This is a genomic window from Kribbella sindirgiensis (assembly GCF_004331435.1).
GTDB lineage: Bacteria > Actinomycetota > Actinomycetes > Propionibacteriales > Kribbellaceae > Kribbella > Kribbella sindirgiensis.
Genome location: NZ_SJKA01000003.1, coordinates 514,435 through 541,072 on the forward strand (window position 1 = coordinate 514,435; position 26,638 = coordinate 541,072).

Sequence of the window (26,638 nt, forward strand, 5' to 3'; positions counted from 1 at the left end):
CGCGCTCACTTCTGTCCCTCCGTCACGGGGATCTGCGGTGCCTTGTCGGTCACGCCGACCCGCTGCATGGTCTCGTCGACCGCGGGCTTGATGATGTCGACCACCGGCTTCGGGAAGATCCCGAGCCCGATGATCAGGACCACGAGCGGCGCGATCGCCAGCACCTCACGCGCGTTCAGGTCCTTCAGCTTCTCGATCCCGTCGCGGACCGGACCGGTCATCGTGCGCTGGTACATCAGCAGGATGTACAGCGCGGCCAGCACGATACCGAGGACGGCGATCACCGCGATCACCTTGTGCCGGCTGAACGTCCCGGCGAGCACCATGAACTCGGAGATGAACGGCGACAGCCCCGGCAGCGCCAGGCTGGACAGTCCCGCGAACAGGAACGTGCCGGCCAGCACCGGGGCGACCTTCTCCACCCCGCCGTAGTCGGCGATCCGCGCGGAACCGCGCCGGGAGATCAGGTACCCGGCGACCAGGAACAGCGCCGCGGTGGAGAGACCGTGGTTGAACATGTACAGCGTCGATCCGGTCAGGCCCTGCGACGTCAGCGCGAAGATACCCATCACGATGAAGCCGAAGTGCGAGATCGAGGTGTACGCGATCAGACGCTTGATGTCGGTCTGGCCGATCGCCAGGAGCGCGCCGTACAGCACCGAGATCAGCGCCAGCACCAGGACGACCGGGGTGGCCCACTCGGACGCGTTCGGGAACAGGCCCAGGCAGAACCGGATCATCCCGAAGGTGCCGATCTTGTCCAGGATGCCGACCAGCAGCACCGACGTCCCCGGCGTCGCCTCACCGGCCGCGTCCGGCAGCCAGGTGTGGAACGGCACCATCGGCGCCTTCACCGCGAACGCGAAGAAGAAGCCGAGGAACAGCCACCGCTCGGTGTTCTGGCTGATGTCCAGCTTCATCAGGTCGCTCAGCAGGTACGACGGCTCACCGGCCTTGGCCGAGACGACGTACAGGCCGACGACCGACGCCAGCATCAGCAGACCGCCGAGCAGCGAGTAGAGCAGGAACTTCACCGCGGCGTACGAACGCTGCGGGCCGCCGAAGCCGCCGATCAGGAAGTACATCGGGATCAGCGTGGCCTCGAACAGCACGTAGAAGAGGAACACGTCGGTGGCCGAGAACACGCCGATCGACAGCGCCTCGAGGCCCAGGATCCAGGCGAAGAAGGACTTCTCCGACCAGCGCCCGTGCGACGCGTCGTTCCAGGACGCGATCATCACGATCGGCGTCAGCAGCGCGGTCAGCACCACCAGCACGATCCCGACACCGTCGAGACCGAGCGCGTAGTGCGCGCCGAACGCCTTGATCCAGGTGTGCGTCTCGGCGTAGTCCTCGGCGCCGTTGCGGTGGTAGCCGATCGCGACGATCGCGGTCAGCACCAGCGTGACGAGCGAGAACCCGAGCGCGACCTGCTTGGCCGTCAGCGCTTTCGCCTTCGGCACCAGCATCGTCGCGATGGCCCCGACGAACGGCAGGAGCAGTAACAGGGTCAGCCAACCGATGTTCACGACAACCTCACCGCGAGGAGGGCGACGACCACGAATGCGGCGCCGAAGACCATGCTGAGTGCGTACGAACGGACGAAGCCCGTCTGGAACCGGCGGAGCCGGCCGGACAGACCGCCGAAGAGTGCGGCCAGGCCGTTGACCAGGCCGTCGACGCCCCGGTTGTCGAGCCAGACCAGCGTCCGGGTCAGGTACTGCCCGGGCCGCATCAGGACCGCCTCGTTCAGCGCGTCACCGTACAGGTCCCGGCGGGCGAAGACGGTGACCGGCGAACCGGCCGGCGCCTCCCGCGGGATGTCCCGGCGGTACTTGAGCACCGCGATGACGATGCCGACGGCAACCACCGCGAGGGTGATCAGCGTCATCACCAGGGCACTCACCGGCGGGTGGTGCTCCTCGTGACCGACGATCGGCTCCAGCCAGTCGACGATCCAGTGCCCCGCGAAGTACAGCGCGCCGCCGCCCAGCGACAGGGCCGCCAGGATGATCAGCGGCCAGGTCATCACGGCCGGCGACTCGTGCGGGTGCACGTCGTCCGCCCAGCGCTTCTTGCCGAAGAACGTCATCAGCATCACCCGCGTCATGTAGAACGCGGTGATCCCGGCGCCGAGCAGCGCGCACAGACCGATCACCGTGTTGTCCGCGAACGCGGCCTCGATGATCTTGTCCTTGCTGAAGAAGCCGGCGAACGGCGGGATGCCGAGGATCGCCAGGTACCCGAAGGCGAAGGTCGCGAAGGTGATCTTCATCGGCGTCCGCAGCGCGCCGTAGTGGCGCATGTTCACGTCGTCGTTCATGCCGTGCATGACCGATCCGGCGCCGAGGAACATGTTGGCCTTGAAGAAGCCGTGGGTGAGCAGGTGGAAGATCGCGAACACGTACCCGGCCGGGCCGAGGCCCGCGGCGAGCATCATGTAACCGATCTGGCTCATCGTCGAACCGGCCAGCGCCTTCTTGATGTCGTCCTTGGCGCAACCGATGATCGCACCGGCGAGCGCGGTGACCGTACCGACGATCACCACTGCGGTGGACGCGGCGTCGGTGACCTCGTAGATCGCGTGCGACCGGACCACCAGGTAGACGCCGGCCGTGACCATCGTCGCCGCGTGGATCAGCGCCGACACCGGGGTCGGGCCCTCCATCGCGTCCAGCAGCCAGGACTGCAGCGGCACCTGCGCGGACTTACCGCAGGCGGCCAGCAGCAGCATCAGGCCGAGCAGCGTGGCCCAGGTGCTCGAGACGTGCTCGGCGCCGGCGTTCACGGTCGAGAACGCGGAGGAGCCGAACAGCGCCCACATGCTCATCACCGCGAGCGAGAGGCCGATGTCACCGACCCGGTTCACCACGAACGCCTTCTTCGCGGCGACCGCTGCCGAGTTCTTGTGCTGCCAGAAACCGATCAGCAGGTACGACGCCAGACCGACGCCCTCCCAGCCGACGAAGACCAGCAGGTAGTCGGCCGCGAGGACCAGCAGCAGCATCGACGCGATGAACAGGTTCAGGTAGCCGAAGAACCGCCGCCGGCGCGGGTCGTGCTCCATGTAGCCGATCGAGTAGATGTGGATCAGCGAACCCACACCGGTGATCAGCAGCACGAACAGGATCGACAGCGGGTCGATCAGCAGCGTGAAGTCGACCTTGATGCTGCCGACCGAGAACCACTCGAACAGCCGGACCGTCTCGGACCGCTCCTCGCTGCCGTGTCCTCGCATCTGGAAGAACAGCACGACGCCGAAGGCGAAGGAGATCACCGGCGCCAGGGTGCCCAGCAGGTGACCCCACGCGTTGGTGGCCTTGCCACCGAGCAGCAGGATCGCCGCGGACACCGCCGGTACCGCGACCAGCAGCCACGTCAGCTCATGACTCATGGGGTGCTTACCTCAGTACTTGAGCAGGTTGGCGTCGTCGACCGAGGCCGAGCGACGGGTGCGGAAGATGGCCATGATGATCGCCAGCCCGATCACGACCTCGGCCGCGGCCACCACCATCACGAAGAAGGCGGCGATCTGGCCGTCGAGGTTGCCGTGCTGGCGGGCGAAGCTCACGAACGCGAGGTTGGTCGCGTTCAGCATCAGCTCGACGCACATGAAGACGACGATCGCGTTCCGGCGGACCAGCACGCCCAGCGCGCCGATACTGAACAGGATCGCCGCGAGCACGATGTACGGCTCGGTACTCACTTGTCGTCTCCTTCTGCGTCACCCGCGTCGAGCTTGCGGACCTCTTCGATGTCCGCGCGCTCCTCGGCTTCGGGGAACACGGTGCCACGTGCCTGGAGCACCCGCGAAACCGAGGTCGGTGCGATCGACCCGTCCGGCAGCAGCGCCGGGGTGTCGACGGCGTTGTGCCGGGCCAGCACACCCGGCGTCGGCAGCGGGCCGGGGTGGATGCCCTGCTCGGCGTACTTGCGGATCCGCTCCTCGGCGTGGTCGCGCTGCGTCTTCTTCTTGGTCAGCCGCTCGCGGTGGGCCAGCATCATGGCGCCCATCGCCGCGGTGATCAGCAGCGCGGACGTGACCTCGAAGGCGAACACGTACTTGCCGAACAGCAGCTGCGCGAGACCCTTGACGTTCCCGTCCGGCTGCGCGTCGGCCAGCCCGGTCGGGTTGCCGTAGATCGCGTTGCCGACGGCGGCGACCAGGAGTACGCCGAAGCCGAGGAACGCGATCCCGGCGAGCAGCCGCTGACCGCGGATCGTCTCGACCAGCGAGTCGGACGCGTCGACGCCGACCAGCATCAGCACGAACAGGAACAGCATCAGGATCGCGCCGGTGTAGACGATGATCTGGACCGCGAACAGGAACGGCGCGTCCTGCGCGGCGTACTGCACCGCGAGGCAGATCATCACGGTCGCCAGCAGCAGCGCCGAGTGCACGGCCTTACGGACCAGCACCATGCCGATCGCGGCCAGGATCATGACCGGAGCCAGCATCCAGAACGCGACCTCCGGGCCGGTGACCAACCCGATCATTTGGCGTCACTCCCCCCGGTCTTCGCGGCACCGGTCAGACCGAGGTAGTAGTCCTTCTCGGTCGTGCCGAGCTGCATCTCGTGCGGGGGCTCCTGCATACCCGGGAGCAGCGGCGCCAACAGGTCCTTCTTCTCGTAGATGAGGGACTCGCGGCTGGTGTCGGCCAGCTCGTACTCGTTGGTCATGGTGAGCGCCCGGGTCGGGCAGGCCTCGATGCACAGACCGCAGAGGATGCAGCGCAGGTAGTTGATCTGGTACACCCGGCCGTACCGCTCGCCCGGCGAGAAGCGGTCGCCCTCGGTGTTGTCCGCGCCCTCGACGTAGATCGCGTCCGCGGGGCAGGCCCAGGCGCACAGCTCACAGCCGACGCACTTCTCCAGCCCGTCCGGCCAGCGGTTCAGCTGGTGCCGGCCGTGGAACCGCGGCGCGGTCGGCTTCTTCTTGAACGGGTATTCCTCGGTGAACACCCCGCGGAACATCGTTCGGAACGTGACCCCGAACCCGGCTACCGGGTCCCAGAGGGACTCTTTGACACTAGCCACGGCTGCCTGCCTTCGATGTCGGCTCGGTCTGCTGTTTGGGGAGCGGTGGTGGCACCGGGAAGCCGCCGGCGAAGGCGTCGAACTCCTTGCCGTCGGCCACCTCGGCCGGCTCTTCCTTGGGCTTCTGCGGGACGAACATGCTGATCACCGCGATCACCAGCACGATCGCGGCCGCGACCAGCAGCGTGGTCCGGCTGAAGTTGGTCTCGCGGCCGACCGCACGGACGGTGGCGACCAGCAGGATCCAGGCCAGCGAGATCGGGATCAGGACCTTCCACCCGAACTTCATGAACTGGTCGTAGCGCAGTCGCGGCAGCGTTCCGCGCAACCAGATGTAGAAGAAGATGAAGCCCATCAGCTTGCCCATGAACCACAGCACCGGCCAGAAGCCGTCGTTCGCGCCGTCCCAGATCGAGATCGGCCACGGTGCCCGCCAGCCGCCCAGGAACAGCGTGGTGGCCAGTGCGGACACGGTCGCCATGTTGATGTACTCGGCCAGGAAGAACATCGCGTACTTGATCGAGGAGTACTCGGTCAGGAAGCCCGCGACCAGCTCGCCCTCGGCCTCCGGGAGGTCGAACGGCGCCCGGTTCGTCTCGCCGACCATCGAGATCACGTAGATCACGAACGACGGGAAGAGCAGGAACGCGTACCACCCGGGCAGCGGGATGTCGGTCCCGAACCAGTGCACGGTCTGGTGCGACTGCGCCGCCACGATCTCCGAGGTGGACAGCGACCCCGCGAACAGGAACACCGTCACCAGCGCCAGTCCCATCGCGACCTCGTACGAGATCATCTGGGCGCTGGACCGCAGACCGCCGAGCAGCGAGTACGTCGAGTTCGACGACCAGCCGCCGAGCACGATGCCGTAGATACCGATCGAGGCGATCGCCATCACGTACAGCACCGAGACCGGCAGGTCGGTGAGCTGCAGCCGGGTGTAGGTGTCGGTGAACGGGATCTTCACCGTCGGGCCGAACGGGATCACCGCGAAGGTGAGGAAGGCCGGGACGGCGACGATGGCCGGCGCCAGCACGAAGACCAGCCGGTCGACGCCCTTCGGCATCAGGTCTTCCTTGAGCATCAGCTTCACACCGTCGGCCAGCGACTGCAGCAGACCCTGCGGGCCGTGCACATTCGGGCCGATCCGCTGCTGCATCCGCGCCACCACCCGGCGTTCGAGCCAGATGTTGAACAGCGTCAGCACCACCAGGAAGACGAAGATCAACAGCACCTTGATGAGGATCACCCACCAGGGGTCGGAACCGACCCCCGCGTCAGGCACCGCTAGCGAAATCATGCGTTTCCTCCGGCGATCGTCACGATCGAGCCATGGTCTGCGTGCAGCGACCGGCGGACGTGGGAGTCGGCCGAGTTGGTCGGCAGCCAGACCACGTTGTCGGTCATCGGCGTGATGACGACCGGCAGCCGGATGCTCCCGGCGTCGGTGCTCACCACCAGCTCGTCACCGTCGGCGACACCGATCCGGCGTGCGGTGGTGAGCGAGACCCGGGCGACCGGCGTCCGCGCGGTCGCGGTCAGGTGCGGCTCGCCGTCGCAGGCGCGGCTGTCGTCGATCAGCATCCGCCAGGTCGCGAGCCGGGTGGAGTCGAACGCGCCGAGGGCCGGACCGGCCTGGTACGTCGGCTCCTGGGCCCGGTCGCCGTCCCAGCGGCCGAGCTCGTCGTACTCGCGCTTGGCGCCGTCGGTCGTGCTGAAGCCGAGCGGGTTGCCCATCTCCTGCGCCAGCGCGGCCAGCGCGCGGACGTCCGGCATCGCGGTCGGCACCTTGAGCACGACCGGGAACGGCCGCTCGCGACCCTCCCAGTTCACGAAGGTGCCGGACTTCTCCGCCGGCGGTACGACGGGGAAGACCACGTCGGCGTACTCGGTCACCTGCGAGTTGCGTACCTCGAAGCTGACCACGAACGGTGCGGCGTCCAGCGCGGCGAGCGCCGCGTCCGGGTCGGGCAGGTCGTCGATCTCGACACCCGCGACGACCAGCGCCTGCAGCGAACCCGCGGCAGCAATGATCTCGGTGAGGTCCTTGCCGGGCGCACCCGGCAGGTTGTCGACGCCCCAGGCGGCCTGCAGGTCGACTCGCGCCTGCGGGTCGCTGACCAGCCGGCCACCGGGCAGCAGGCCCGGAAGGCAGCCGGCCTCGAGCGCGGCCCGGTCACCCGCACGCCGCGGGATCCAGGCCAGCTGCGCACCCGAGTCGAGTGCGAGCCGGAGCGCCGCCGAGTATCCGCCCGGCACGGCGGCCAACCGCTCGCCGACGACGATGATCGAGTCCGCACCGAGCGCGGCCCGGGCAGCTGCCCCGGCCTCGCCGGCGTTCCCGAGATCCGCGAGTACGGCGGCCTCGGTACCCGGAGACGCCTGGACGACGACGCCGTCGAGCTTCTCCACACCACGCGACGCGTACGCCGCGATCGTGAACACCTTGGTGCCGTGCGTCTTCACGCCCTTGCGCACCCGGAGGAACACCGACGGCGCCTCTTCCTCGGGCTCGAGCCCGAGGAACAGCACCGAGCCGGCCTTCTCCAGGTCCGCGAACGTCGTACCCAGGCCGGTGCCGGCCACCGCGGCGGCGAGGAAGTCCGCCTCCTCCGCGGAGTGCGGGCGGGCCCGGAAGTCGATGTCGTTGCTGCCCAGCGCGACGCGGGCGAACTTCGAGTACGCGTAGGCGTCCTCGACCGGCAGCCGGCCACCGGTCAGCACCGCCGCGTTGCCGCGGGCCGCGGTCAGCTTCTGCGCCGCGAAGGTCAGTGCCTCCGGCCACGACGCCGGCCGCAGCTCGCCGTCCTCGCGGATCAGCGGGTGCGTCAGCCGGTCACCGGTGGTCGCGTACTGGAACGCGAACCGGTCCTTGTCGGAGATCCACTCCTCGTTGACCTCCGGGTCGTCACCGGCCAGCCGGCGCATCACCTTGCCGCGCCGGTAGTCGACCCGGATCGCCGCACCGGACGAGTCGTGCTCGGCCACCGACGGCACCGACACCAGGTCGAACGGCCGCGAGCGGAAGCGGTACGCCGCACTCGTCAGCGCACCGACCGGGCAGATCTGGATCGTGTTGCCGGAGAAGTAGCTCTCGAAGGGCTCCTTCTCGTAGATGCCGACCTGCTGCAGCGCGCCGCGCTCGATCAGCGCGATGAACGGGTCACCGGCGATCTGCTCGGAGAACCGGGTGCAGCGCGCGCAGAGGATGCACCGCTCGCGGTCCAGCAGCACCTCGGCCGAGATGTTGATCGGCTTCGGGTAGGTCCGCTTGATCCCGTGCGACTCGTGGAACCGGGACTCGCCGGCGCCGTTGCTCATCGCCTGGTTCTGCAGCGGGCACTCGCCGCCCTTGTCGCAGACCGGGCAGTCGAGCGGGTGGTTGATCAGCAGGAACTCCATGTTCCCGTGCTGCGCCTTGTCGGCCACCGGCGAGGAGACCTGGGTCCGGATCACCATGCCGTCGGCGACGGTCAGCGTGCAGGACGCCTGCGGTTTCGGCATCCCGCGGCCGTTGCCGGCGTCGGTGACCTCGACCAGGCACTGGCGGCAGGCGCCGACCGGGTCGAGCAGCGGGTGGTCGCAGAACCGCGGGATCTGGATCCCGATCTGCTCGGCCGCCCGGATCGCCAGGCTGTTCTTCGGAACCTTCACCTCGATGTCGTCGATGGTGACCGTCACCAGGTCGGTGCGCTCCACCTCCGACCCGGCCGGCGGGTTCGCTTGGATCGTCATGCGCTAGCTCCAGCAGTCGCGAAGACAGTGCTTGCCATCGGGTCGAACGGGCAGCCGCCGTTCTCGAAGTGCGCCAGGTACTCGTCCTTGAAGTGCGCGATCGAGCTGGTGATCGGCGCGGTCGCACCGTCACCGAGCGCGCAGAACGACCGGCCGAGGATGTTCTCGGACAGGTCGAGCAGGACGTCCAGGTCCTCGTCGGACCCCTGGCCCTTCTCCAGCCGCTCGAGAATCTGCACCAGCCACCACGTGCCCTCGCGGCACGGCGTGCACTTGCCGCAGGACTCGTGCTTGTAGAACTCGGTCCAGCGCAGTACGGCGCGCACGACGCACACCGACTCGTCGAAGATCTGCAGCGCCTTGGTGCCGAGCATCGAGCCGACCGACCCGACGCCCTCGTAGTCCAGCGGTACGTCGAGGTGCTCGGCCGTCAGCAGCGGCGTCGAGGAGCCGCCCGGCGTCCAGAACTTCAGCTCGTGGCCCTCGCGGACCCCGCCGGCCAGGTCGAGCAGCTCCCGCAGCGTGATGCCCAGCGGGGCCTCGTACTGCCCCGGACGGGTGACGTGCCCGGACAGCGAGTACAGCGTCATGCCCTTGGACTTCTCGGTGCCCATCGAGGAGAACCAGTCCGCACCGTTCTTGATGATGGCGGGAACGGAAGCGATCGACTCGACGTTGTTGATAACAGTGGGGCAGCCGTACAGACCGGCCACGGCCGGGAAGGGAGGACGCAGCCGAGGTTGACCGCGACGTCCTTCCAGCGAGTCGAGCAGCGCCGTCTCCTCGCCGCAGATGTAGGCGCCGGCGCCGGCGTGCACGACCACGTCGAGGTCGTAGCCGCTGCCGAGGATGTTCGTGCCGATGAGGCCGGCGTCCTTGGCCTCCTGGACCGCCTGCTGCAGCCGGCGGATCACGTGCAGGACCTCACCGCGGACGTAGATGAACGCCGCCGACGCGCGGATCGCGTAGGACGCGATGATGACGCCCTCGACCAGCGTGTGCGGCGAGGCCATCATCAGCGGGATGTCCTTGCAGGTGCCCGGCTCCGACTCGTCGGCGTTCACCACGAGGTACTTCGGGTTCGGGTTGTCCTGCGGGATGAACTGCCACTTCATACCGGTCGGGAAGCCCGCGCCGCCACGGCCGCGCAGCCCGGAGTCCTTGACCGTGGCAACGACATCGGCCGGCTGCATCGCGAGCGCCTTGCGCAGCGCGTCGTACCCGCCGGACCGCTGGTACGACGACAGTTGCCAGGACCTGATCTGGTCCCAATTGTCGGACAGCACCGGAGTCAACGTGTCAGCCATGGTCAGTCCTCCTTCGGGGTCTCGGCGTTGGAGGAGCCGCCGGGCGCGGTCCAGCCGCGCTCGCGGGCCAGCCGGAGACCTGCCAGCGTGGCCTTGCCGCCGGTCGGGCCCTCGTCGGCGCGGCCGTCGGGGTACCCGGCGAGCACCCGCTCGGCCTCGCGCCACGTGCAGATCGTCGCACCGCGCGGCGACTTCACCTCGGTGCCGTCCCGCAGGTCGTCGACCAGCTGCGTGGCAGACTCCGGCGTCATGTCGTCGAAGAACTCCCAGTTCACCATCATCACCGGCGCGTAGTCGCAGGCGGCGTTGCACTCGAGGTGCTCGAGGGTGATCTTGCCGTCCTCGGTGGTCTCGTCGTTCCCGACGTCGAGGTGCTGCTTCAGCCGGTCGAAGATCAGGTCGCCGCCCATCACCGCGCACAGCGTGTTGGTGCAGACGCCGACGTGGTAGTCGCCGACCGGGCGACGCTTGTACATCGTGTAGAAGGTGGCCACCGCCGACACCTCGGCGCCGGTCAGGTCGAGCACGTCGGCGCAGGCCTCGATGCCCTCCGGGGTGACCCGGCCCTCGACCGACTGCACCAGGTGCAGCATCGGCAGCAGCGCGGACCGGGCGACCGGGTACCGCGCGGCGATCTCGCGCATCTCCGCGATCGTGGCGTCGGTGATCTTCGAGTCGCCGGTGCTGTAGGGCACCGTCTTGTCGGTCGCAGTCGTGTGGTTCTCGGCCATTTAGCGGTCCACTCCACCCATCACCGGGTCAAGGCTGGCGACGGCGACGATCACGTCGGCGACCTGGCCGCCCTCGCACATGATCGGCATCGCCTGCAGGTTTGCGAAGGACGGGTCACGGAAGTGCACCCGGTACGGCTTGGTGCCGCCGTCGGAGACGACGTGCGCGCCCATCTCGCCGCGCGGCGACTCGATCGGCACGTAGGCCTGGCCGGCCGGCACCCGGAAGCCCTCGGTGACCAGCTTGAAGTGATGGATCAGTGCTTCCATCGACTCGCCCATGATGTGCTTGATGTGGTCGAGCGAGTTGCCCATCCCGTCGGCGCCGACGGCCAGCTGGCTCGGCCACGCGATCTTCTTGTCGGCGACCATCACCGGCTGGCCGTCCATCTTCTCCAGCCGGTCGGCGCACTGCTCGACGATCTTCAGCGACTCGTGCATCTCCTGCAGCCGCACCCGGAACCGTCCGTAGGAGTCCGAGGAGTCCCAGGTCGGTACGTCGAAGTCGTACGTCTCGTACCCGCAGTACGGCTGGCTCTTGCGCAGGTCCAGCGCGTAACCGGTGGAGCGCACCGTCGGACCGGAGATGCCGAGCGCCATACAGCCGGCCAGGTCGAGGTAGCCGACGTTCTGCAGCCGCGCCTTGAAGATCGGGTTGGCGTTGCAGAGTTCGGCGTACTCCTTGAGGTGCCGGTTCATCCAGGTGATGTACTCGCGGATCTTGTCCAGCGCACCCGGCGGGAGGTCCTGGGCGACACCGCCCGGCCGGATGAACGCGTGGTTCATCCGCAGGCCGGTGATCAGCTCGAACAGGTCGAGGGTCTTCTCCCGCTCGCGGAAACCGATCGTCATCACGGTCAGCGCGCCGATCTCCATACCGCCGGTGGCGATGCAGACCAGGTGGCTGCTGATCCGGTTGAGCTCCATCAGGAGCACCCGCATCACGTTGGCCTTCTCCGGGATCTGGTCCTCGATCCCGAGCAGCCGCTCGACCGACAGGCAGTACGCCGCCTCGTTGTAGAACGGCGACAGGTAGTCCATCCGGGTGCAGAACGTGACGCCCTGCGTCCAGGAGCGGAACTCCATGTTCTTCTCGATGCCGGTGTGCAGGTAGCCGATGCCGCAGCGGGCCTCGGTCACGTTCTCACCGTCGAGCTCCAGGATCAGCCGGAGCACGCCGTGCGTGGACGGGTGCTGCGGGCCCATGTTGACGACGACGCGCTCTTCCGGCTCCTCGCCGAGGCCCGACACGACTGAGTCCCAGTCCTGGCCGGTGACGGTGAAGACCTTGCCCTCGGTGGTGTCCCGGGTGGTCGCGTACGGATCTGTTGCGGTCATTAGTTGTACGACCTCCGCGTGTCGGGCGGTGGGATGACAGCGCCCTTGTACTCGACGTCGATACCGCCGAGCGGGTAGTCCTTGCGCTGCGGGTGTCCCGGCCAGTCGTCGGGCATCTGGATCCGGGTCAGCGCCGGGTGCCCGTCGAAGATGATGCCGAAGAAGTCCCAGGTCTCCCGCTCGTGCCAGTCGTTGGCCGGGTAGACCGAGACGATCGACGGGATGTGCGGGTCGCTGTCGGGCGCCGACACCTCCAGCCGGATCCGGCGGTTGTGGGTGATCGACAGGAAGTGGTAGACGGCGTGCAGTTCGCTGCCGGTCTCGTGCGGGTAGTGCACACCGCTGACACCGGAACAGAACTCGAACCGCAGCGCCTCGTCGTCGCGCAGGTGCCGGCACACCTCGACGATGTTCTCGCGCTTGATGTGCAGGGTCAGCTCGTTGCGGTCGACGACGACCTTCTCGATCGCACCGTCGGCGGCCAGGCCCTCGAGCCGGTCCACCGCACCGTCGAACCAGGAGCCGTACGGCTTCGGCGTACCGCCCGGCAGCGCGACCTGACGACGCAGGCCGCCGAAACCGGAGGTGTCACCGGTACCGCGGACACCGAACATGCCCTCGCGCTGCTCGATCACCTCGGCACCCGGAGTCTGAGCGTCCCCGGCCGCGGACGTCGCCGGCAAGTTCTCCGGCTGGGTGTCGCTCATCGGAGCAGACCCTTCATCTCGATCGTCGGCGCGGCGGTCAGGGCCGCGGCCTCCTGCTCGGTCTGCAGCGCCTTCTTGTGCGCGCCGAGCTTCATGTGCTGGATCTGGTCGTGGATCTTCAGGAACGCGTCCAGCAGCATCTCCGGCCGCGGCGGGCAGCCGGGCAGGTACATGTCGACCGGTACGACGTGGTCCACGCCCTGCACGATCGCGTAGTTGTTGAACATGCCGCCCGACGACGCGCACACGCCCATCGCCAGCACCCACTTCGGGCCGGGCATCTGGTCGTAGATCTGGCGCAGCACCGGAGCCATCTTCTGGCTCACCCGGCCGGCCACGATCATCAGGTCGGCCTGCCGCGGCGAGGCCCGGAAGACCTCCATGCCGAACCGCGCGGCGTCGTACCGCGGGGCGCCCGTCGTCATCATCTCGATGGCGCAGCAGGCCAGCCCGAAGGTTGCCGGCCACAACGAGGCCTTGCGCATGTAGCCGAGCAGTCCTTCGACGGTGCTCAGCAGGACGCCGGCCGGAAGCTGTTCCTCAAGACCCATGTCAGTCCCACTCCAGTCCGCCGCGGCGCCAGACGTAGGCGTACGCGACGAAGACGGTGACGATGAAGATGACCATCTCGATCAGCCCGAACAGCGCCATCTGGTCGAAGGCCACCGCCCACGGGTAGAGGAAGATGATCTCGATGTCGAAAACGATGAACAGCATCGCGGTGATGTAGTACTTCACCGGGAAGCGTCCACCACCGACCGGCTGCGGAGTGGGCTCGATGCCGCACTCGTAGGAGTCCAGGCGGGCCCGGTTGTAGCGCTTCGGGCCGACCAGGGCGCTAATAAGGATGCTGCCTGCGACGAAGAGCGCCGCGAGCACACCGAGAGCGAGAATCGGTGTATAGGGGTGCATCGCTGCGTGCTCCCTCCTTCAGCCGGTGGTCTGTACTTGTCTTTGGATATCAGTACGCGTGTGGCTCAGCTCACTCGCCCCGCCGGTCAGGCGGCGGGCGCGAGCTTGGTGAGGCCGTTGATGATCTTGTCCATCACGTCCCCGTCCCGCGGGTCGGTGAGGTTCGCGAGCAACTTCAGGGTGAACTTCATCAAGGTGGTGCGCGGCAGACCGTACTTCGTGCAGAGCCGCATCACCTCCGGATTTCCGATCAGCTTCACGAAGATCCGGCCGAGCGTGTAGTAACCGCCGTACTCCTGCTTCAGCGCCTTCGGGTACGCCGACAGCGCGCGCTCCCGCTGGTTCGGCTGCCGGTGCAGCGCCTGGGCGGCGACCTCGGCGGCGAACGCCCCGGACTCCATCGCGTACGGGATGCCCTCGCCGTTGAACGGGTTGACCATGCCGCCGGCGTCGCCGAGCAGCATCAGGCCGCGGGTGTAGTGCGGCTGCCGGTTGAAGCCCATCGGCAGCGCGGCGCCCCGGATCGGGATGGTCTGGAACTCGTCCCGGAACTGCCACTCCTCGGGCGTGACCTTGAGCCACTGCTTCAGCAGGTCGGCGTAGTCGACCTTGCCGAACGCGTCCGAGGTGTTCAGGATGCCGAGGCCGACGTTGACGGTGCCGTCGCCCATCCCGAAGATCCAGCCGTAGCCGGGAAGCAGCACGCGGCCACCGGGCTGCTTCGGGTCGTCGGCCCACAGTTCCAGCCAGGACTCGAGGTAGTCGTCGTTGGTCCGCGGGCTGGTGAAGTACGTCCGGACGGCGACACCCATCGGGCGGTCGTCACGCTTGTGCAGACCCATCGCGATGCTCAGCCGGGACGAGTTGCCGTCGGCCGCCATCACCAGTGGCGCCCGGTACTCGACGTCGTCGCCGGCCCGGCGGCCGTTGTCGTCGACCGGCTTCGCGGTGACGCCGACGATGTCGCCCTTGGCGTCCAGGATCGGACCGGTCACGTTGGTCCGCTCACGCAGCCGCGCCCCGGCCTTCTCGGCCTGCCGGGCGAGCATCTCGTCGAAGTCCATCCGGTTCCGGGTCAGCCCGTAGTTCGGGTGGCTGGCCAGATCCGGCCAGTCGAGCTGCAGGACGTGCCCGGCACCCTGGATGCGGAGTCCGTAGTTCCGGATCCAGCCGGCCTCTTCGGAGATGTCGATCCCCATGTTGATGAGCTGCTTGGTGCCGCGCGGGGTGAGCCCGTCGCCGCACACCTTCTCCCGCGGGAACGCGGTCTTCTCCAGCAGCAGGACGTCCAGTCCGGCGTTCGCCAGGTGGTACGCCGCCGCCGATCCGGCGGGTCCGGCACCGACGACGATCACATCGGCGGTCTCCGCCTGCTGCCCGCTCGGCACGCTCTGGCTCATCTCTTCCCGGCCTGGATGTTTGTGGGCGGGTTCGCTCGTGAATCACTTCACGAACCCTCTTCACTCGACAGTCTAGGACTGCCTGACTCGGACACGAAACTCGCCCCAACCCCCTTGCAGGCAAGCCAATTACGCATAAGTTCCGTTGCGTAATTAACCGGCCTTGACGGCTCGGTGGATGGCGACCAGGCCGCCGGTCAGGTTGCGCCACTGGACGCGGGTCCACCCGGCGCCCTCGATCGCCCGGGCCAGCGGCTCCTGCGGCAGCCACGCGCGCGTCGACTCCGCCAGGTACTCGTACGCCTCCGGGTTGGTCGACACCACCTTCGCCACCGCCGGCACCGCCCGCATCATGTACTCCAGGTACACGACCCGGAACGGCTTCCAGGTCGGATGCGACTGCTCCAGTACGACGAGCCGCCCGCCCGGCCGCGTGACCCGCAGCATCTCCTGCAGTGCGGCGGCCACGTCGTTCACGTTCCGCAGCGCCCAGGAGATCGTCACCACGTCGAAGGTCTCGTCGGCGAACGGCAGCCGCAGGGCGTCGCCCGCCACCAGGTCCAGCTCGGGGTGCCGGCGCTTGCCGACCCGGAGCATGCCGACCGAGAAGTCGCAGGACACCACCTCGGCGCCCGCCTCGCGCAGGTTGACGCTGGACGCGCCGGTCCCGGCCGCCAGGTCGAGGATCTTCATCCCCTTCCGCGGCGCGATCTCCTTGAAGGTCTCCGGTCGCCAGTAGTGCTTCTCCAGCCCCATCGTCGCGACCGCGTTGGTCCGGTCGTACCCCTCGGCCACGTTGTCGAACATGGCCGCCACGGCCTGCGGGTCCTTGCTCAGATCTGCGCGCGTCACCTGTCTAGTTCATCACGCGAGGGCAGGTTGCCGGGACGGGAGGCATACGCTTGCATCTCGTGAGTGCATCTCCAGGTAGCCGTGCGGCCCTCGCGACCCGAGGCCCCGCACCGCAGTTGGTGGTTCGCAGTCAGGCGGTGGACGGGGTCTCGGCGCAACTGCTGGACCATCTGCCGGACGAGGGCGGACTCGCGTGGGTACGGCGGGGCGACGGCCACGTCGGCTGGGGCGTCGCCGCCCGGCTGGACGTTGCCGGTAGCAACCGCTTCCAGGAGGCCATGACCTGGTGGCAGGAGCTGACGTCGGCCGCGGTGATCCGCGACGAGGTCGGCGTACCGGGCTCCGGGCTGGTCTGCTTCGGCTCCTTCGGCTTCACCGACCAGGACCCGGGTGAGCTGGTGGTTCCCGACGTGATCGTCGGCCGCCGCGGCGACACCACCTGGGTGACCACGGTCTCGCCGGCCAGCTCGCTGGGCGCGCCGCCCGAACTGGTCGTCCACGAGCCGTCACCGGTGTACGACGTGGCGTTCGCGGACGGCGCGCGGACCGGGACGGACTGGTCGAGCATCGTCGCCGACGCAGTCCGCCGGATCACCGCCGGCGAGCTCGAGAAGGTGGTGCTGGCCCGCGACCTGATCGCGATCGCCGAGCAGCCGATCGATCTGCGCTGGCCGCTGCACCGGCTGGCGACAGCGTACCCGAACTGCTGGACGTTCTCCGTCGACGGCCTGATCGGCGCCACCCCCGAGCTGCTGGTACGCCGGGAGAAGGGCCTGATCACGTCCCGCGTGCTGGCCGGAACCATCCGCCGTACCGGCGACGACGAGCACGACCTGGCGCTGGCCGCGTCGCTGGCCCGGTCGTCGAAGGACCTCGAGGAACACGAGTTCGCGGTCCGCTCGGTCGCGGAAGCGCTGGAGCCGCACTGTACGTCGATGAACGTGCCGGAGACCCCGTTCGTCCTGCACCTGCCGAACGTGATGCACCTGGCCACCGATGTCGCGGGCGTCGCCAACAACGGCGCGTCCGCGCTCGGGCTCGCGGCCGCGCTGCACCCGTCGGCGGCCGTCTGCGGTACGCCGACGCCGGTCGCGCGGGACCTGATCGGTGAGATCGAGGGGATGCAGCGCGGCCGGTTCAGCGGACCGGTCGGGTGGATGGACGCGTCCGGCGACGGCGAGTGGTGCATCGCGCTGCGCTGCGGCCAGGCCGACCCCGACGAGCCGCGGCGGATGCGGTTGTTCGCCGGCGCCGGGATCGTGGCCGGTTCCGATCCGGATGCCGAACTGGCCGAGACGAACGCCAAGCTGGTTCCGATGAGAGACGCGTTGGGAGACTGAGTTGAGGCTTACCAAGTTCGCACACGCCTGTGTCCGTCTGGAGAAGGACGGAAAGGTACTGCTGATCGACCCGGGCACGTTCTCCGAGGACGCGGCCTTCGAGAAGGCGGACGCGGTGCTGGTCACGCACGAGCACCCCGACCACGTCGACGTCGAGCGGCTGCGCGGGTTGCAGGTGCCGGTCTTCACCACCGCCGGCGTCGCGGCCGCGCTGAACGACGAGCGGGTCACGGTGGTGGCGGACGGTCAGTCGTTCGACGCGGCCGGTTTCGCGGTCCGTGCCTACGGCAAGGATCACGCGGTGATCCTGCCCGAACTCGGCGTACCGTGCGAGAACATCGGCTACCTGGTCGACGACGCGGTCTACCACCCGGGCGACTCGTTCACCCAGCCGGACCGCGAGGTCCACACCAACCTGGTACCGATCTCCGGCCCGTGGTTCTCGACCGCGGCGGGGGTCGACTACGCCCGCTCGGTCAAGGCGCAGCAGACCGTCGGCATCCACAACGCCCTCCTCAGCGACATCGGCCTCGGCATGATGCAGCGCTGGATCGGCGAAGCAGGCGGCCGCCCGTACCACGGCCTGACCCCCGGTCAGTCCCTCGAGATCAACTGAAACCGTCGCAGGTCCACCACGGTCTCGAAGCCGAGTCGCCGGTAGACGTCGCGGTCAGCGCGGCGCTCATCCTCTTCGCGCACCATCGCGGCCAACCACCCCGCGCACAACTCGACGTCACCATCCTCGGCGACCCGCGCTTTTGCCTTGCGTGCTTGGCACCGCCACCCCACCCGGCGTCTCGACCAGCTGTCCCCCGGCGTCCAGCTCCTCGAGCAACACGACGTGCCGGATCGGATCAAGCATGCTCACGCCGTGAACTCGGCCTCGACGAAGTCGGCGACCGGTCGATACCCCGCCTGGTAGTAGATCTTGTTGGAGGTCGGGTTCGAGAGATTGGTGAACAAACAGGCTTGGTTGCCGTCAGCAAGGATCAGCGCCGTCACGTGACTCGTCAGCGCACCGGCGTACCCGTGCCGGCGCCGCTCTGGGGGCGTGTAGACCGGACCGACCCGGCTGACGCCGAACACCGGCTGATGGAAGCCGACCATGCTCACCGGCTCGCCGTCGACCTCCCAGATCAGCATGCTCTCGTGCTCCAGGTGCCGCTCGGCCCACTCGCGGTTTCCGATCGTCAGCTCCTCGGCGAACCCGTCCTTGCCCCAGGCCGCGATCAGGTCGACCTCCTCCGCGGCCATCCGCCGCGGCCCGCCGGAGTCCGCCTCCAGCGGCGTCAGCTCGATCAGCTTGTGCAACCGGGTGCCGCGCACCACCGTCGCCCGGCCGCCACGGTGTTCACACCACCGCTGCCCGAACCTGGTCACCACAGGTCGATCTCCCGCGACGCCGGGGACCTCAGGCAGTACGTCGGCAAGCGCGTCGGCGACCGGCTCGGTGAACTCCTCACGGAGCGCGCCGAGGTACACGTACCGCCCCGCGGTGCGCATCGCGACGCCGACGACATCCGGGTCGTGGACGGAGACGTAGTACGACGGCTCGGTGTCTGTCATCCGGCCCGTGGCGCGTTCGTGGACGACGGTCATGACGAGGTTGTTCAGCACCGGATCCTCTTGCAGAAAAGGAAACACGGCCTGCTCGAACGCCTGCGGATCACTCGTCACCCGGACATCCATGCCCCGGAGCGTACGCCTGCGGCACCCCGCCGGTCGCCCGGATTTACACTGCGACCATGTCCACCACGCGGTTGTTGCTGCTCGGCGTCGTGCGGATCTTCCAGCCGGCGTACGGGTACCAGCTGCGCCGTGAGCTGCTGACGTGGAACGTGGAGGCGTGGGCGAACGTCAACCCGGGCTCGATCTACACGGGGCTGCGCACGCTGGCCAAGCACGGGTACCTCCAGGAACTCGAGCAGGACGGCGCACACCGGCCGGGGCGTACGTCGTACAAGCTGACCGCGGACGGCGAGACGGAGTACTTCTCGCTGCTGCGCGGCATGCTGTGGACCGTCGACGGATTCCACCCGGACAAGATGCAGGCCACGATCAGCTTCATGTGGTCGCTGCGCCGCGACGAGGTGATCGCCGCGCTGGAGGCCCGGATCAGCCAGCTGGAGTCGTGGCTGAAGGCCGGGCCGTACTCCGAACGCCACATCCTCGAGGACCCGGCCACCCCGAACCACGTGGTCGAGATGTTCCGGATCACCAACGCCCGCGACAGCGGCGAGCTCCGGTGGACCCACGAGTTCCTCGACCGGATCCGCGGCGGCGCCTACGCCTTCGCCGGCGAACCCGCCGACTGGGAGCCCTATCCCGGCATGGTCACCCACTGGGGCGAGATCCCCGCCCCACCGGACCGCGCACCCGATAATCAAGATTGACTAGTCAAAGTTGATTAGTCACACTGGCCCGCATGATGATCGAAGCGCGCGGGCTGGTGCGGACGTTCAAGACGAAGCGGGGCCCTGTCCAGGCGGTACAGGGAGTTGACCTTGAGGTGGCCGACGGGGAGATCGTCGGCTTTCTGGGCCCGAACGGGGCCGGTAAGACCACGACGATGCGGATGCTGGCGACGCTGATCCAGCCGACCGCCGGCACCGCGACGGTGGCCGGCTGCGATCTCGCGAAGGACCCGGTGGGGGTCCGCCGCCGGATCGGTTACGTCCCGCAGAGCGGCAGCACCCTGCCCGAGGCGATCGCCGGCGACGAGGTCGTCGATCACGCCCGGTTGTACGGCGTACCGAAGGCGAAGGCGGCCGCGGAGGGGCAGCGCCTGTTCGAGGAGCTCGACCTCCCGGGCCTGTGGCGCCGCCAGTGCAAGACGCTGTCCGGCGGGCAGCGCCGGCGCCTCGACATCGTGATGGGCCTGATCCACGACCCGAAGCTGATCTTCCTGGACGAGCCGACCACGGGTCTCGATCCGCAGGCGCGCGCCAACCTCTGGGAGCACATCCGCGGCCTCCGTGACCGCGGCGCGACGATCTTCCTGACCACGCACTACCTGGACGAGGCGGACGCGCTCTGCGACCGGATCCTGGTCATCGACCACGGCAAGATCGTCGCGTCCGGAACGCCGGAAAATCTCAAGGAACAAGTTTCCGGCGACGCCGTCCGGCTTTCGATCGCGGACACGTCGCAGGCGCCGGCGGTGATGAAGATCGTCCGCGAGCTCGAGGGTGCGGTCGAGGTCGAGACCGAGGACGACGTGGTCGGTTTCCGGATCCCGCGTGGTGGTTCGGTGCTGCCCGCGCTGCTCCGCTCGATCGATGCCCAGGGCATCGAGCTGCACGGGGTCGAGGTCCATCGGCCGACGCTCGACGACGTGTTCCTGACCATGACCGGCCGCTCGCTCCGCGACGAGGACACCACCTCCCCCGACCAGAAGGAAGAAGCTGTCGCATGACCGTCCTGCGTGAAACGTGGATCGTTTTCCATCGGCAGATGCGGCTGTCGCTGCGGAACCCGATGTGGTCGATCCTGATGCTCAGCCAGCCGCTGATGTACTTGTTCCTGTTCGGCCCGCTGCTCAAGCCGATCACCGCCCAGATCAGCCAGGGCGCCACCACGAACGCCTACCAGGTCTTCATTCCCGGCCTGATCGTGCAGCTCGGCATGTTCGGCGCGATGTTCGTCGGCTTCGGCCTGATCGCGGAGTACCGGGCGGGTGTCATCGAGGCCGACCGCGTCACGCCGGCCTCCCGGATGGCGCTGATGGCAGGGCGGGTACTGCGCGATGTCGTCGTACTCGTGGTCCAGTCGATCCTCCTGCTACTCGCGGCGCTCCCACTCGGTCTGCGGGCCCCGTGGGGCGGCGTACTGCTCTCGCTGGTGATCGTCGCGCTGCTCGGCGCCACGTTCGCCTCCCTGTCGTACTCCGTCGCGCTCATCACCAAGAGCGAGGACGCACTGGCCCCGCTGCTGAACGGCATCGCCATGCCGCTCCTGCTGCTGTCCGGCATCCTCCTGCCGATGCAGATCGGTCCGACGTGGCTGCAGCGGCTGTCCGACATCAGCCCGCTGAAGCACGTGGTCAACGGCGTCCGCGCCCTGTTCCGCGGCGATATCAGCAGCTCGTCGTCACTCTGGGGCCTGTTCTGGGTGGTCCTGCTGACCGTCATCGGACTCGCTGTCGGCGCAAGAACGTTCCGCAAGGAATCCGCTTGATGTTCATCGTTGCGTTGCATGGCCGGGCTACGGTCCGGCCATGCGCTCGCCGATGGTCCGTGGGGTCGTCGGCTCTGTTGTAGTCGCCCTGGCGAGCCTGGTGACGTCGGTAGTACCTGCGTCCTCTTGGGTCGCCTCCGTCCCGCTGCGCCACTCGCTGGCCGGGCGGATGGTCGGGTTGACGTTCATGGTCGCCGGGCTCGGGCTGATGGCCTGGGCCTGGCTGACCGTAGGCAGACGCGTCATGGCGGGTGAGCGCCTCCCACTGCTGCGAATGACGGCTTGCTGGAGCGCACCGCTCCTGCTCGCGCCGCCGCTGTTCAGCCGCGACGCCTGGAGCTACGCGGCCCAGGGCGCACTGGTCGCTGAGGGCTACAACCCGTACGACGTGGGTCCCGGCGTACTGTCCGGCCACATCATCGAGGCCGTCGACCCGATGTGGATGCAGACACCGGCGCCGTACGGTCCCCTCCCACTCGCGTACGGCGGTCTGGTCGCCCACCTCACCATGAACCCGTACCTGCTGATGCTGGCGCACCGCCTCCTCGCCGTACTCGGCATAGTCCTCATCGCCTGGGCCGTACCGCGTCTGGCGACCGCCTGTCGCGTCGACCCGGCCTTCGCCACCTGGCTGGTCGTACTGAACCCCATGCTGATCACCCACGGCATCGGTGCGGCCCACAACGACGTACTGATGCTCGGACTGGCGTGCAGCGCCTTCGCACTCGCACTGACCGGTCGTTGGGGTACGGCGGCTGTCGTGGCCGGCGCAGCGGCTGCGGTGAAACTCCCGGGTGGACTGGTGGTGATCGCCATCGCCGCTGTGATGAGCCCACTGGCGGGTCGGGTGCTTCGGTTCGCCAGTCTGGTGATTGCGGGCGCGGTGTCGGTGCTTACGCTCGTCACCATCGGTGCACTGACCGGTGTGGGCTCCGGCTGGCTCGGTGCGCTCGACGTACCCGGACTGGTTCGTTCCCCCTTCTCCATCGCCAACCTGATCGGTATGGCGGCGTCCGGCGTGCTGGGTTGGCTGGGAGAGGACACCGCGGCCGCACAGGCGCTGCAGATCGTCCGCCTGGTCGGTATGGTCGCGGCACTCGGTCTGATCGCGTGGCTGAGTCTCCGGTCGTCGATCCACTACGCGGCCAGGGCTGTCGGTGTCGCACTGCTCGCGGTCGTCGTACTCGGGCCGAGTGCACACGACTGGTACTTCCTCTGGTGCCTGCCGTTCCTGGCCGTCGCACGCCCCGGACGGCGGCTGACCACGATCATCACCGCGGTCAGCTTGATCTTCACGATCGCTGCCCCGCTCAACTCGTCACTGCGCGGTGCGACGATTCCGATCCTCACGACGACCGCGCTGGTCATCGCAATGGCCGTACCGCTGCTCAGCCACCTCCGGACGCTGCAGCCGGCGCAGAAGGTCCCTGTTACAGCTGCTTGAGTGCCGCGACCATAGCGGCGCCGAGCGGCCGGTGACCGTCCCGGTCGATCCGCACCTCGACCACGTCCAGACCGGCAACCGTGGACGTCAGCGCGGCCCGCAGCTCGTCGACGGTCCGCACCAGCGTGTACGCCGTACCGCTGGCCGCGCACAGTGCGCCCAGGTCCACGTTGTGCGGCGTACCGAAGATGCGCTCGAAGTGCGTCGCGTGGGTCGGGTCGCCTTGTTCGAGGGTGGAGAAGATCCCGCCGCCGTTGTCGTTCACGACCACGATCCGCAGGTCGGGACGGGCCTCGTCCGGCCCGATGACGAGCCCGTTGCTGTCGTGCAGGAAGGCGAGATCGCCGATCAGCGCGTGCGTCGGGCCGGCGTTCGCGAGGGCCGCGCCGATCGCGGTCGAGATCGTGCCGTCGATCCCGGCCAGGCCGCGGTTCGCGATCGTGCGGATCGGGACGACCGGGGCGAGGTCGAGGTCGCGGACCGGGTTCGAGGAGGCGACCACCAGCATGCCGTCGGCCCCGACCGCCTCACCGACGAGCGCGGCGACCCGCGGGCCGCTCAGGCCGTCCGCCAGGACCTTGTCGATCTCCGGCCGGGCGAGCTGGTCGGCGTGCTGCCATCGAGCGAGCCAGTCGGTCCGGTCGGCCCCGGTGACCTCGAGCGCCGTCACCACAGACTTGGCGCGGCGCGCCGGGTCCGGCCACAGGCCGGTCGGTGAAACCACGATCATCTCGACGTCCGGCCGCGCCAGCAGCTTCGAGATCGGCCGCGACAACGTCGGGTGGCCGTAGACCAGCACGCGCTCGATCTCGCCCGCCAATGTACTTGCCTGCAGCAACAACCGGTACGCCGAGATCACCGACGGACCGGTCCGCGCCCGGCTCGACGGCTCCGCGAACAGCGGCCATTGCCCAGCCTCGGCTGCCAACCGGGCGGACTGCGACGCACCATCGCCGGCAACGACCACCGTCTTCGGTCCGGGCGACACAGAGGCCGGACGGCCCGCTGCTGCATGAATGGAGGTCCACGGACCGGTGCTGCGTCCGCTCAGCGGCTCGGGCCACTCCGGTCCTTCTGTCGGGATCAGCGGCTCCGAGAACGGGCAGTTGAGCTGCACTGGCCCCGGGTCGGCGGTGCGGGCACCTACAGCCGTAGCCACAGCTCTGGCGACCTGCGAGCGCCAGTACGCGACCTGACCGATCTCACGGACCGGCGTACCCATCTCGTGGAACAGGCGGACCGCAGAGCCGAACACCTTGATCTGGTCGGTCGTCTGGTTCGCACCGCTGCCTCTCAGCGCAGGAGGCCGGTCTGCGCTCAGCACGATCAGCGGGAGCCCGCTGTGCGACGCCTCGAGTACAGCCGGGTGCAGGTTCGCTACCGCGGTACCTGAGGTCGTGACCACGGGTACCGGCAGGCCGCTGCCCCGCATCAGACCGATCGCCAGGAATCCCGCCGTACGCTCGTCGATCCGCACATGCAGCCTGAGCCTTCCGTCACGGTCGGCGGCTGCTAGCGCCAGTGCCAGTGGGGCGCTGCGGGAGCCGGGCGACACCACGGCCTCGCGGACACCGCAGCGGATCAGTTCGTCGACCACCACAGTCGCAAAAGCCGTGGACGGGTTCATCCGGCACTCCTAACTCGGGACAGGCGTTCTTCCCACACCTTTGTCCGGTCTGTGTCCGCCCGCGCGGCTTCCAGCAGCTGGGGGTCCGGTACGACGGTTCGTACCGGCAGGAACCCGTTGGTGGGCAGCAACGGCTCGCCAGCCACCTCTTGGGTGAACATCGAGACGGTGGCGAGACCGCATGCGTAGGGCAGTTCCGGAAGCGCAGCAGCGAGTGCGACGCCAGCAGCGATGCCTACCGAGGTCTCCAGCGCGGACGACACCACTACGGGCAGTCCGATCTGCTCAGCGATCTCAAGGCACGCACGGACACCTCCGATCGGCTGCACCTTCAGTACGGCGATGTCGGCGGCGTTGAGCTTCTTGACCCGCAACGGGTCCTCAGCTCGGCGGATCGACTCGTCAGCTGCCACCGGTACGTCGGTGCGCCGCCTGAGGTCAGCTAGCTCCTCCACAGTCGCGCACGGCTGCTCGACGTACTCCAGGTCGAACCGCTGCAGCTGCTTCAGGTTCTGCACCGCCTGGTCCACGGACCACAGTCCGTTGGCGTCGATGCGGACCTGTCCGTTGCCAATTGCGTCCCGCACCGCTTCGACGCGCTCCAGGTCATCCGCCAGCGTCTGACCCGGCTCAGCGACCTTCACCTTCGCCGTACTGCAGCCGGACGCTCTCACGATCTCTGCAGCTCTCTCGGGTCCAACCGCCGGCACCGTGCAGTTGACGGGTACGCGGTCGCGGACTGGTGCCGGCCAGCCGTCCTCAGCCGCCTCACGCGCCGCCCGCAGCCAGGACACACACGTGGCGTCGTCGTAGTCCAGGAACGGGCTCCACTCCGCCCAGCCCGCAGGCCCTTCGTACAGCATCCCCTCGCGCACGGTGATGCCACGGAACCTGTTCTTGAGGCCGATCGAGTACGTGATCACCGCACGCCCTCCAGCAACCGCTGCCGATCCACCTTGCCCGAGGCAAGCATCGGCAACGCCTGGAGTCCGTTGACCTCCTGCGGGGCCCAGGTCCGCGGCAGCGTCTGGCTGACCCAGTCCCGCACCTCGTCCCTTCCCAGGTCATCGCCACCGGGTTCGACGACCACGAACGCCACCACCCTCGTCCCCCACTCGGCGTCCGGCGCTCCGAGGACTACCGCGTCCTCGACCCGCGGGTGCTCGAGCAAGCGCGCCTGCACTGTCGTCAGCGTGACGTTCACGCCGCCTGAGATGACCACGTCGTCCACGCGCCCGACCACTCGCAGTCGCCCGTCCACGAGCTCACCGCGGTCTTGCGTCCGGAACCACCCGTCCCGCAGCACCTCCGCCGTGAGCTCCGGCCGCAACCGGTACCCCGAGAACAGCGTGCTGCCCTTGATGAGAATGCGTCCGTCGTCCAGGTCGACCGCTGTACCGTCCAGGGGCACGCCGCCGTACACGCATCCGCTTCCGGTTTCCGTCATCCCGTACGCCGGGATCGCGGTCACGCCGGCGTCCGCGGCTCGGAGTTTGAGCGGCTCGGGTGTGGACGCCCCGCCGATGATGATCGCGTCGAACGAGCGCAGCGCGTCCCGGTCCGTCTCCAGATAACGCGCCAACTGCGTCGGCACCATCGCGGTGTACCGGCGTCCACCGGTCATTCGGCGCGCTGCCGCGGTGAAGCTGTCGTCGAGCAGCACAGGCGTCGTACCCGCGACCAGTGATCGCGTGAGGATCTGCAGGCCGCCCACGAAGTACGGCTTCATCGGGAGCAGCCACTGTCCAGGGCCGCCGAGCCGGGCGTGTGTGGCGGTCGCCGACGCGATGAGCGCGTCCCGCGACAGCAGCACGCCCTTCGGCTCGCCGGAGGACCCAGAGGTGGTCAGCACCACCGCGCAGCCGTCCTCGACCGGTTCGTCCGGCTGGGCCGCGGCATGCACCCGCGCGGCCGCGGCCGGGTCGCTCGGCACCGGCGCGAACGGCGTACCGCTGCCGTCCAGCACCCCGGCGAGCGCCGCCAACACCCCGTCCGGCGTCCCCGGAACCAGTCGCAACCTAGACATGACA

26 protein-coding genes are annotated in these 26,638 nt (G+C 68.4%); 6 read left to right on the forward strand and 20 right to left on the reverse strand.

The window, feature by feature from the left end:
• Positions 1-5: 5 nt before the first annotated feature.
• The 15 genes from E0H50_RS10970 to E0H50_RS11040 all read right to left on the reverse strand — a co-directional run bounded on the left by E0H50_RS10970 (position 6) and on the right by E0H50_RS11040 (position 16,021).
• Entirely contained in the window at positions 6-1,529 is a 1,524-nt protein-coding gene (locus tag E0H50_RS10970) for an NADH-quinone oxidoreductase subunit M (RefSeq protein ID WP_131286659.1), read from the reverse strand.
• The gene (gene nuoL, locus E0H50_RS10975) at positions 1,526-3,394 is read right to left on the reverse strand and encodes an NADH-quinone oxidoreductase subunit L (RefSeq protein WP_131286661.1); all 1,869 of its coding nucleotides are present in this window, start codon (positions 3,392-3,394) and stop codon (positions 1,526-1,528) included. Before nuoL ends, E0H50_RS10970 begins: the two co-directional genes overlap by 4 nt.
• A gap of 12 nt (positions 3,395-3,406) precedes the next feature.
• Positions 3,407-3,706, reverse strand: coding sequence for an NADH-quinone oxidoreductase subunit NuoK (gene nuoK, locus E0H50_RS10980; RefSeq protein WP_130441814.1), 300 nt, complete (start codon positions 3,704-3,706; stop codon positions 3,407-3,409).
• Entirely contained in the window at positions 3,703-4,497 is a 795-nt protein-coding gene (locus E0H50_RS10985) for an NADH-quinone oxidoreductase subunit J (RefSeq protein ID WP_131286663.1), read from the reverse strand. Before E0H50_RS10985 ends, nuoK begins: the two co-directional genes overlap by 4 nt.
• Positions 4,494-5,039 (reverse strand): NADH-quinone oxidoreductase subunit NuoI, encoded by a 546-nt coding sequence (gene nuoI, locus E0H50_RS10990; RefSeq protein ID WP_131286665.1) that lies wholly within the window; start codon positions 5,037-5,039, stop codon positions 4,494-4,496. The genes E0H50_RS10985 and nuoI overlap by 4 nt, the downstream gene beginning before the upstream one ends.
• Complete coding sequence (gene nuoH, locus E0H50_RS10995; protein ID WP_131286667.1) at positions 5,032-6,339, reverse strand: NADH-quinone oxidoreductase subunit NuoH; 1,308 nt, start codon at positions 6,337-6,339, stop codon at positions 5,032-5,034. The genes nuoI and nuoH overlap by 8 nt, the downstream gene beginning before the upstream one ends.
• Positions 6,336-8,774, reverse strand: a complete 2,439-nt coding sequence (locus E0H50_RS11000; RefSeq protein WP_131286669.1) for an NADH-quinone oxidoreductase subunit G — start codon at positions 8,772-8,774, stop codon at positions 6,336-6,338. Before E0H50_RS11000 ends, nuoH begins: the two co-directional genes overlap by 4 nt.
• Positions 8,771-10,081, reverse strand: a complete 1,311-nt coding sequence (gene nuoF / locus E0H50_RS11005) for an NADH-quinone oxidoreductase subunit NuoF (protein ID WP_131286671.1) — start codon at positions 10,079-10,081, stop codon at positions 8,771-8,773. Before nuoF ends, E0H50_RS11000 begins: the two co-directional genes overlap by 4 nt.
• Positions 10,082-10,083: 2 nt before the next feature.
• Positions 10,084-10,812: an NADH-quinone oxidoreductase subunit NuoE gene (gene nuoE, locus E0H50_RS11010; protein ID WP_165547062.1), complete on the reverse strand. Its 729-nt coding sequence runs from the start codon at positions 10,810-10,812 to the stop codon at positions 10,084-10,086.
• Positions 10,813-12,150 carry an NADH-quinone oxidoreductase subunit D gene (locus tag E0H50_RS11015; protein ID WP_131286674.1) on the reverse strand — a complete coding sequence of 446 codons (1,338 nt, stop codon included), beginning with the start codon at positions 12,148-12,150 and terminating at the stop codon, positions 10,813-10,815. It lies immediately after the preceding gene.
• Positions 12,150-12,857: an NADH-quinone oxidoreductase subunit C gene (locus E0H50_RS11020; RefSeq protein WP_131286676.1), complete on the reverse strand. Its 708-nt coding sequence runs from the start codon at positions 12,855-12,857 to the stop codon at positions 12,150-12,152. The genes E0H50_RS11015 and E0H50_RS11020 overlap by 1 nt, the downstream gene beginning before the upstream one ends.
• Positions 12,854-13,408: a NuoB/complex I 20 kDa subunit family protein gene (locus E0H50_RS11025; RefSeq protein ID WP_131286677.1), complete on the reverse strand. Its 555-nt coding sequence runs from the start codon at positions 13,406-13,408 to the stop codon at positions 12,854-12,856. Before E0H50_RS11025 ends, E0H50_RS11020 begins: the two co-directional genes overlap by 4 nt.
• Before the next feature lies 1 nt (position 13,409).
• Entirely contained in the window at positions 13,410-13,769 is a 360-nt protein-coding gene (locus E0H50_RS11030) for an NADH-quinone oxidoreductase subunit A (RefSeq protein ID WP_131286679.1), read from the reverse strand.
• Positions 13,770-13,855: 86 nt separating this feature from the next.
• Positions 13,856-15,169: a geranylgeranyl reductase family protein gene (locus E0H50_RS11035; RefSeq protein ID WP_131286681.1), complete on the reverse strand. Its 1,314-nt coding sequence runs from the start codon at positions 15,167-15,169 to the stop codon at positions 13,856-13,858.
• A 153-nt stretch (positions 15,170-15,322) separates the two neighbouring features.
• Positions 15,323-16,021: a demethylmenaquinone methyltransferase gene (locus tag E0H50_RS11040; protein ID WP_131286683.1), complete on the reverse strand. Its 699-nt coding sequence runs from the start codon at positions 16,019-16,021 to the stop codon at positions 15,323-15,325.
• A gap of 59 nt (positions 16,022-16,080) precedes the next feature.
• Between E0H50_RS11040 and E0H50_RS11045 the strand changes: the two genes are divergently transcribed.
• Positions 16,081-17,361, forward strand: coding sequence for an isochorismate synthase (locus E0H50_RS11045; RefSeq protein ID WP_131286685.1), 1,281 nt, complete (start codon positions 16,081-16,083; stop codon positions 17,359-17,361).
• A 1-nt stretch (position 17,362) separates the two neighbouring features.
• Positions 17,363-17,977 carry an MBL fold metallo-hydrolase gene (locus E0H50_RS11050; protein WP_131286687.1) on the forward strand — a complete coding sequence of 205 codons (615 nt, stop codon included), beginning with the start codon at positions 17,363-17,365 and terminating at the stop codon, positions 17,975-17,977.
• A gap of 117 nt (positions 17,978-18,094) precedes the next feature.
• Here E0H50_RS11050 and E0H50_RS44195 read toward each other — a convergent pair whose 3' ends face one another.
• Positions 18,095-18,223, reverse strand: coding sequence for a hypothetical protein (locus E0H50_RS44195; protein WP_272948494.1), 129 nt, complete (start codon positions 18,221-18,223; stop codon positions 18,095-18,097).
• A 2-nt stretch (positions 18,224-18,225) separates the two neighbouring features.
• On the reverse strand, positions 18,226-19,050 hold the full coding sequence (locus E0H50_RS11055; protein WP_131286689.1) for a GNAT family N-acetyltransferase: 825 nt from the start codon (positions 19,048-19,050) through the stop codon (positions 18,226-18,228).
• A 56-nt stretch (positions 19,051-19,106) separates the two neighbouring features.
• Between E0H50_RS11055 and E0H50_RS11060 the strand changes: the two genes are divergently transcribed.
• Genes E0H50_RS11060 through mptB form a run of 4 tightly spaced genes read left to right on the forward strand, consistent with a single transcriptional unit; the run spans position 19,107 to position 22,981 of the window.
• Entirely contained in the window at positions 19,107-19,754 is a 648-nt protein-coding gene (locus E0H50_RS11060; RefSeq protein ID WP_131286691.1) for a PadR family transcriptional regulator, read from the forward strand.
• Positions 19,755-19,786: 32 nt separating this feature from the next.
• Complete coding sequence (locus E0H50_RS11065) at positions 19,787-20,776, forward strand: ABC transporter ATP-binding protein (RefSeq protein WP_202868088.1); 990 nt, start codon at positions 19,787-19,789, stop codon at positions 20,774-20,776.
• On the forward strand, positions 20,773-21,537 hold the full coding sequence (locus E0H50_RS11070; RefSeq protein ID WP_131286693.1) for an ABC transporter permease: 765 nt from the start codon (positions 20,773-20,775) through the stop codon (positions 21,535-21,537). The genes E0H50_RS11065 and E0H50_RS11070 overlap by 4 nt, the downstream gene beginning before the upstream one ends.
• A 40-nt stretch (positions 21,538-21,577) precedes the next feature.
• On the forward strand, positions 21,578-22,981 hold the full coding sequence (gene mptB / locus E0H50_RS11075; protein WP_131286695.1) for a polyprenol phosphomannose-dependent alpha 1,6 mannosyltransferase MptB: 1,404 nt from the start codon (positions 21,578-21,580) through the stop codon (positions 22,979-22,981).
• On the opposite strand, the gene menD is transcribed toward mptB, so the two are convergent.
• From menD to menE, 3 genes are read right to left on the reverse strand one after another with little or no spacing between them, the layout of a single operon-like run.
• Complete coding sequence (gene menD / locus E0H50_RS11080; RefSeq protein WP_131286697.1) at positions 22,968-24,608, reverse strand: 2-succinyl-5-enolpyruvyl-6-hydroxy-3-cyclohexene-1-carboxylic-acid synthase; 1,641 nt, start codon at positions 24,606-24,608, stop codon at positions 22,968-22,970. The two genes, mptB and menD, sit on opposite strands and share 14 nt — an antisense overlap.
• Positions 24,605-25,531: an o-succinylbenzoate synthase gene (locus E0H50_RS11085; protein ID WP_131286700.1), complete on the reverse strand. Its 927-nt coding sequence runs from the start codon at positions 25,529-25,531 to the stop codon at positions 24,605-24,607. Before E0H50_RS11085 ends, menD begins: the two co-directional genes overlap by 4 nt.
• Positions 25,528-26,634 carry an o-succinylbenzoate--CoA ligase gene (gene menE / locus E0H50_RS11090; RefSeq protein WP_131286701.1) on the reverse strand — a complete coding sequence of 369 codons (1,107 nt, stop codon included), beginning with the start codon at positions 26,632-26,634 and terminating at the stop codon, positions 25,528-25,530. Before menE ends, E0H50_RS11085 begins: the two co-directional genes overlap by 4 nt.
• Positions 26,635-26,638 lie beyond the last annotated feature (4 nt).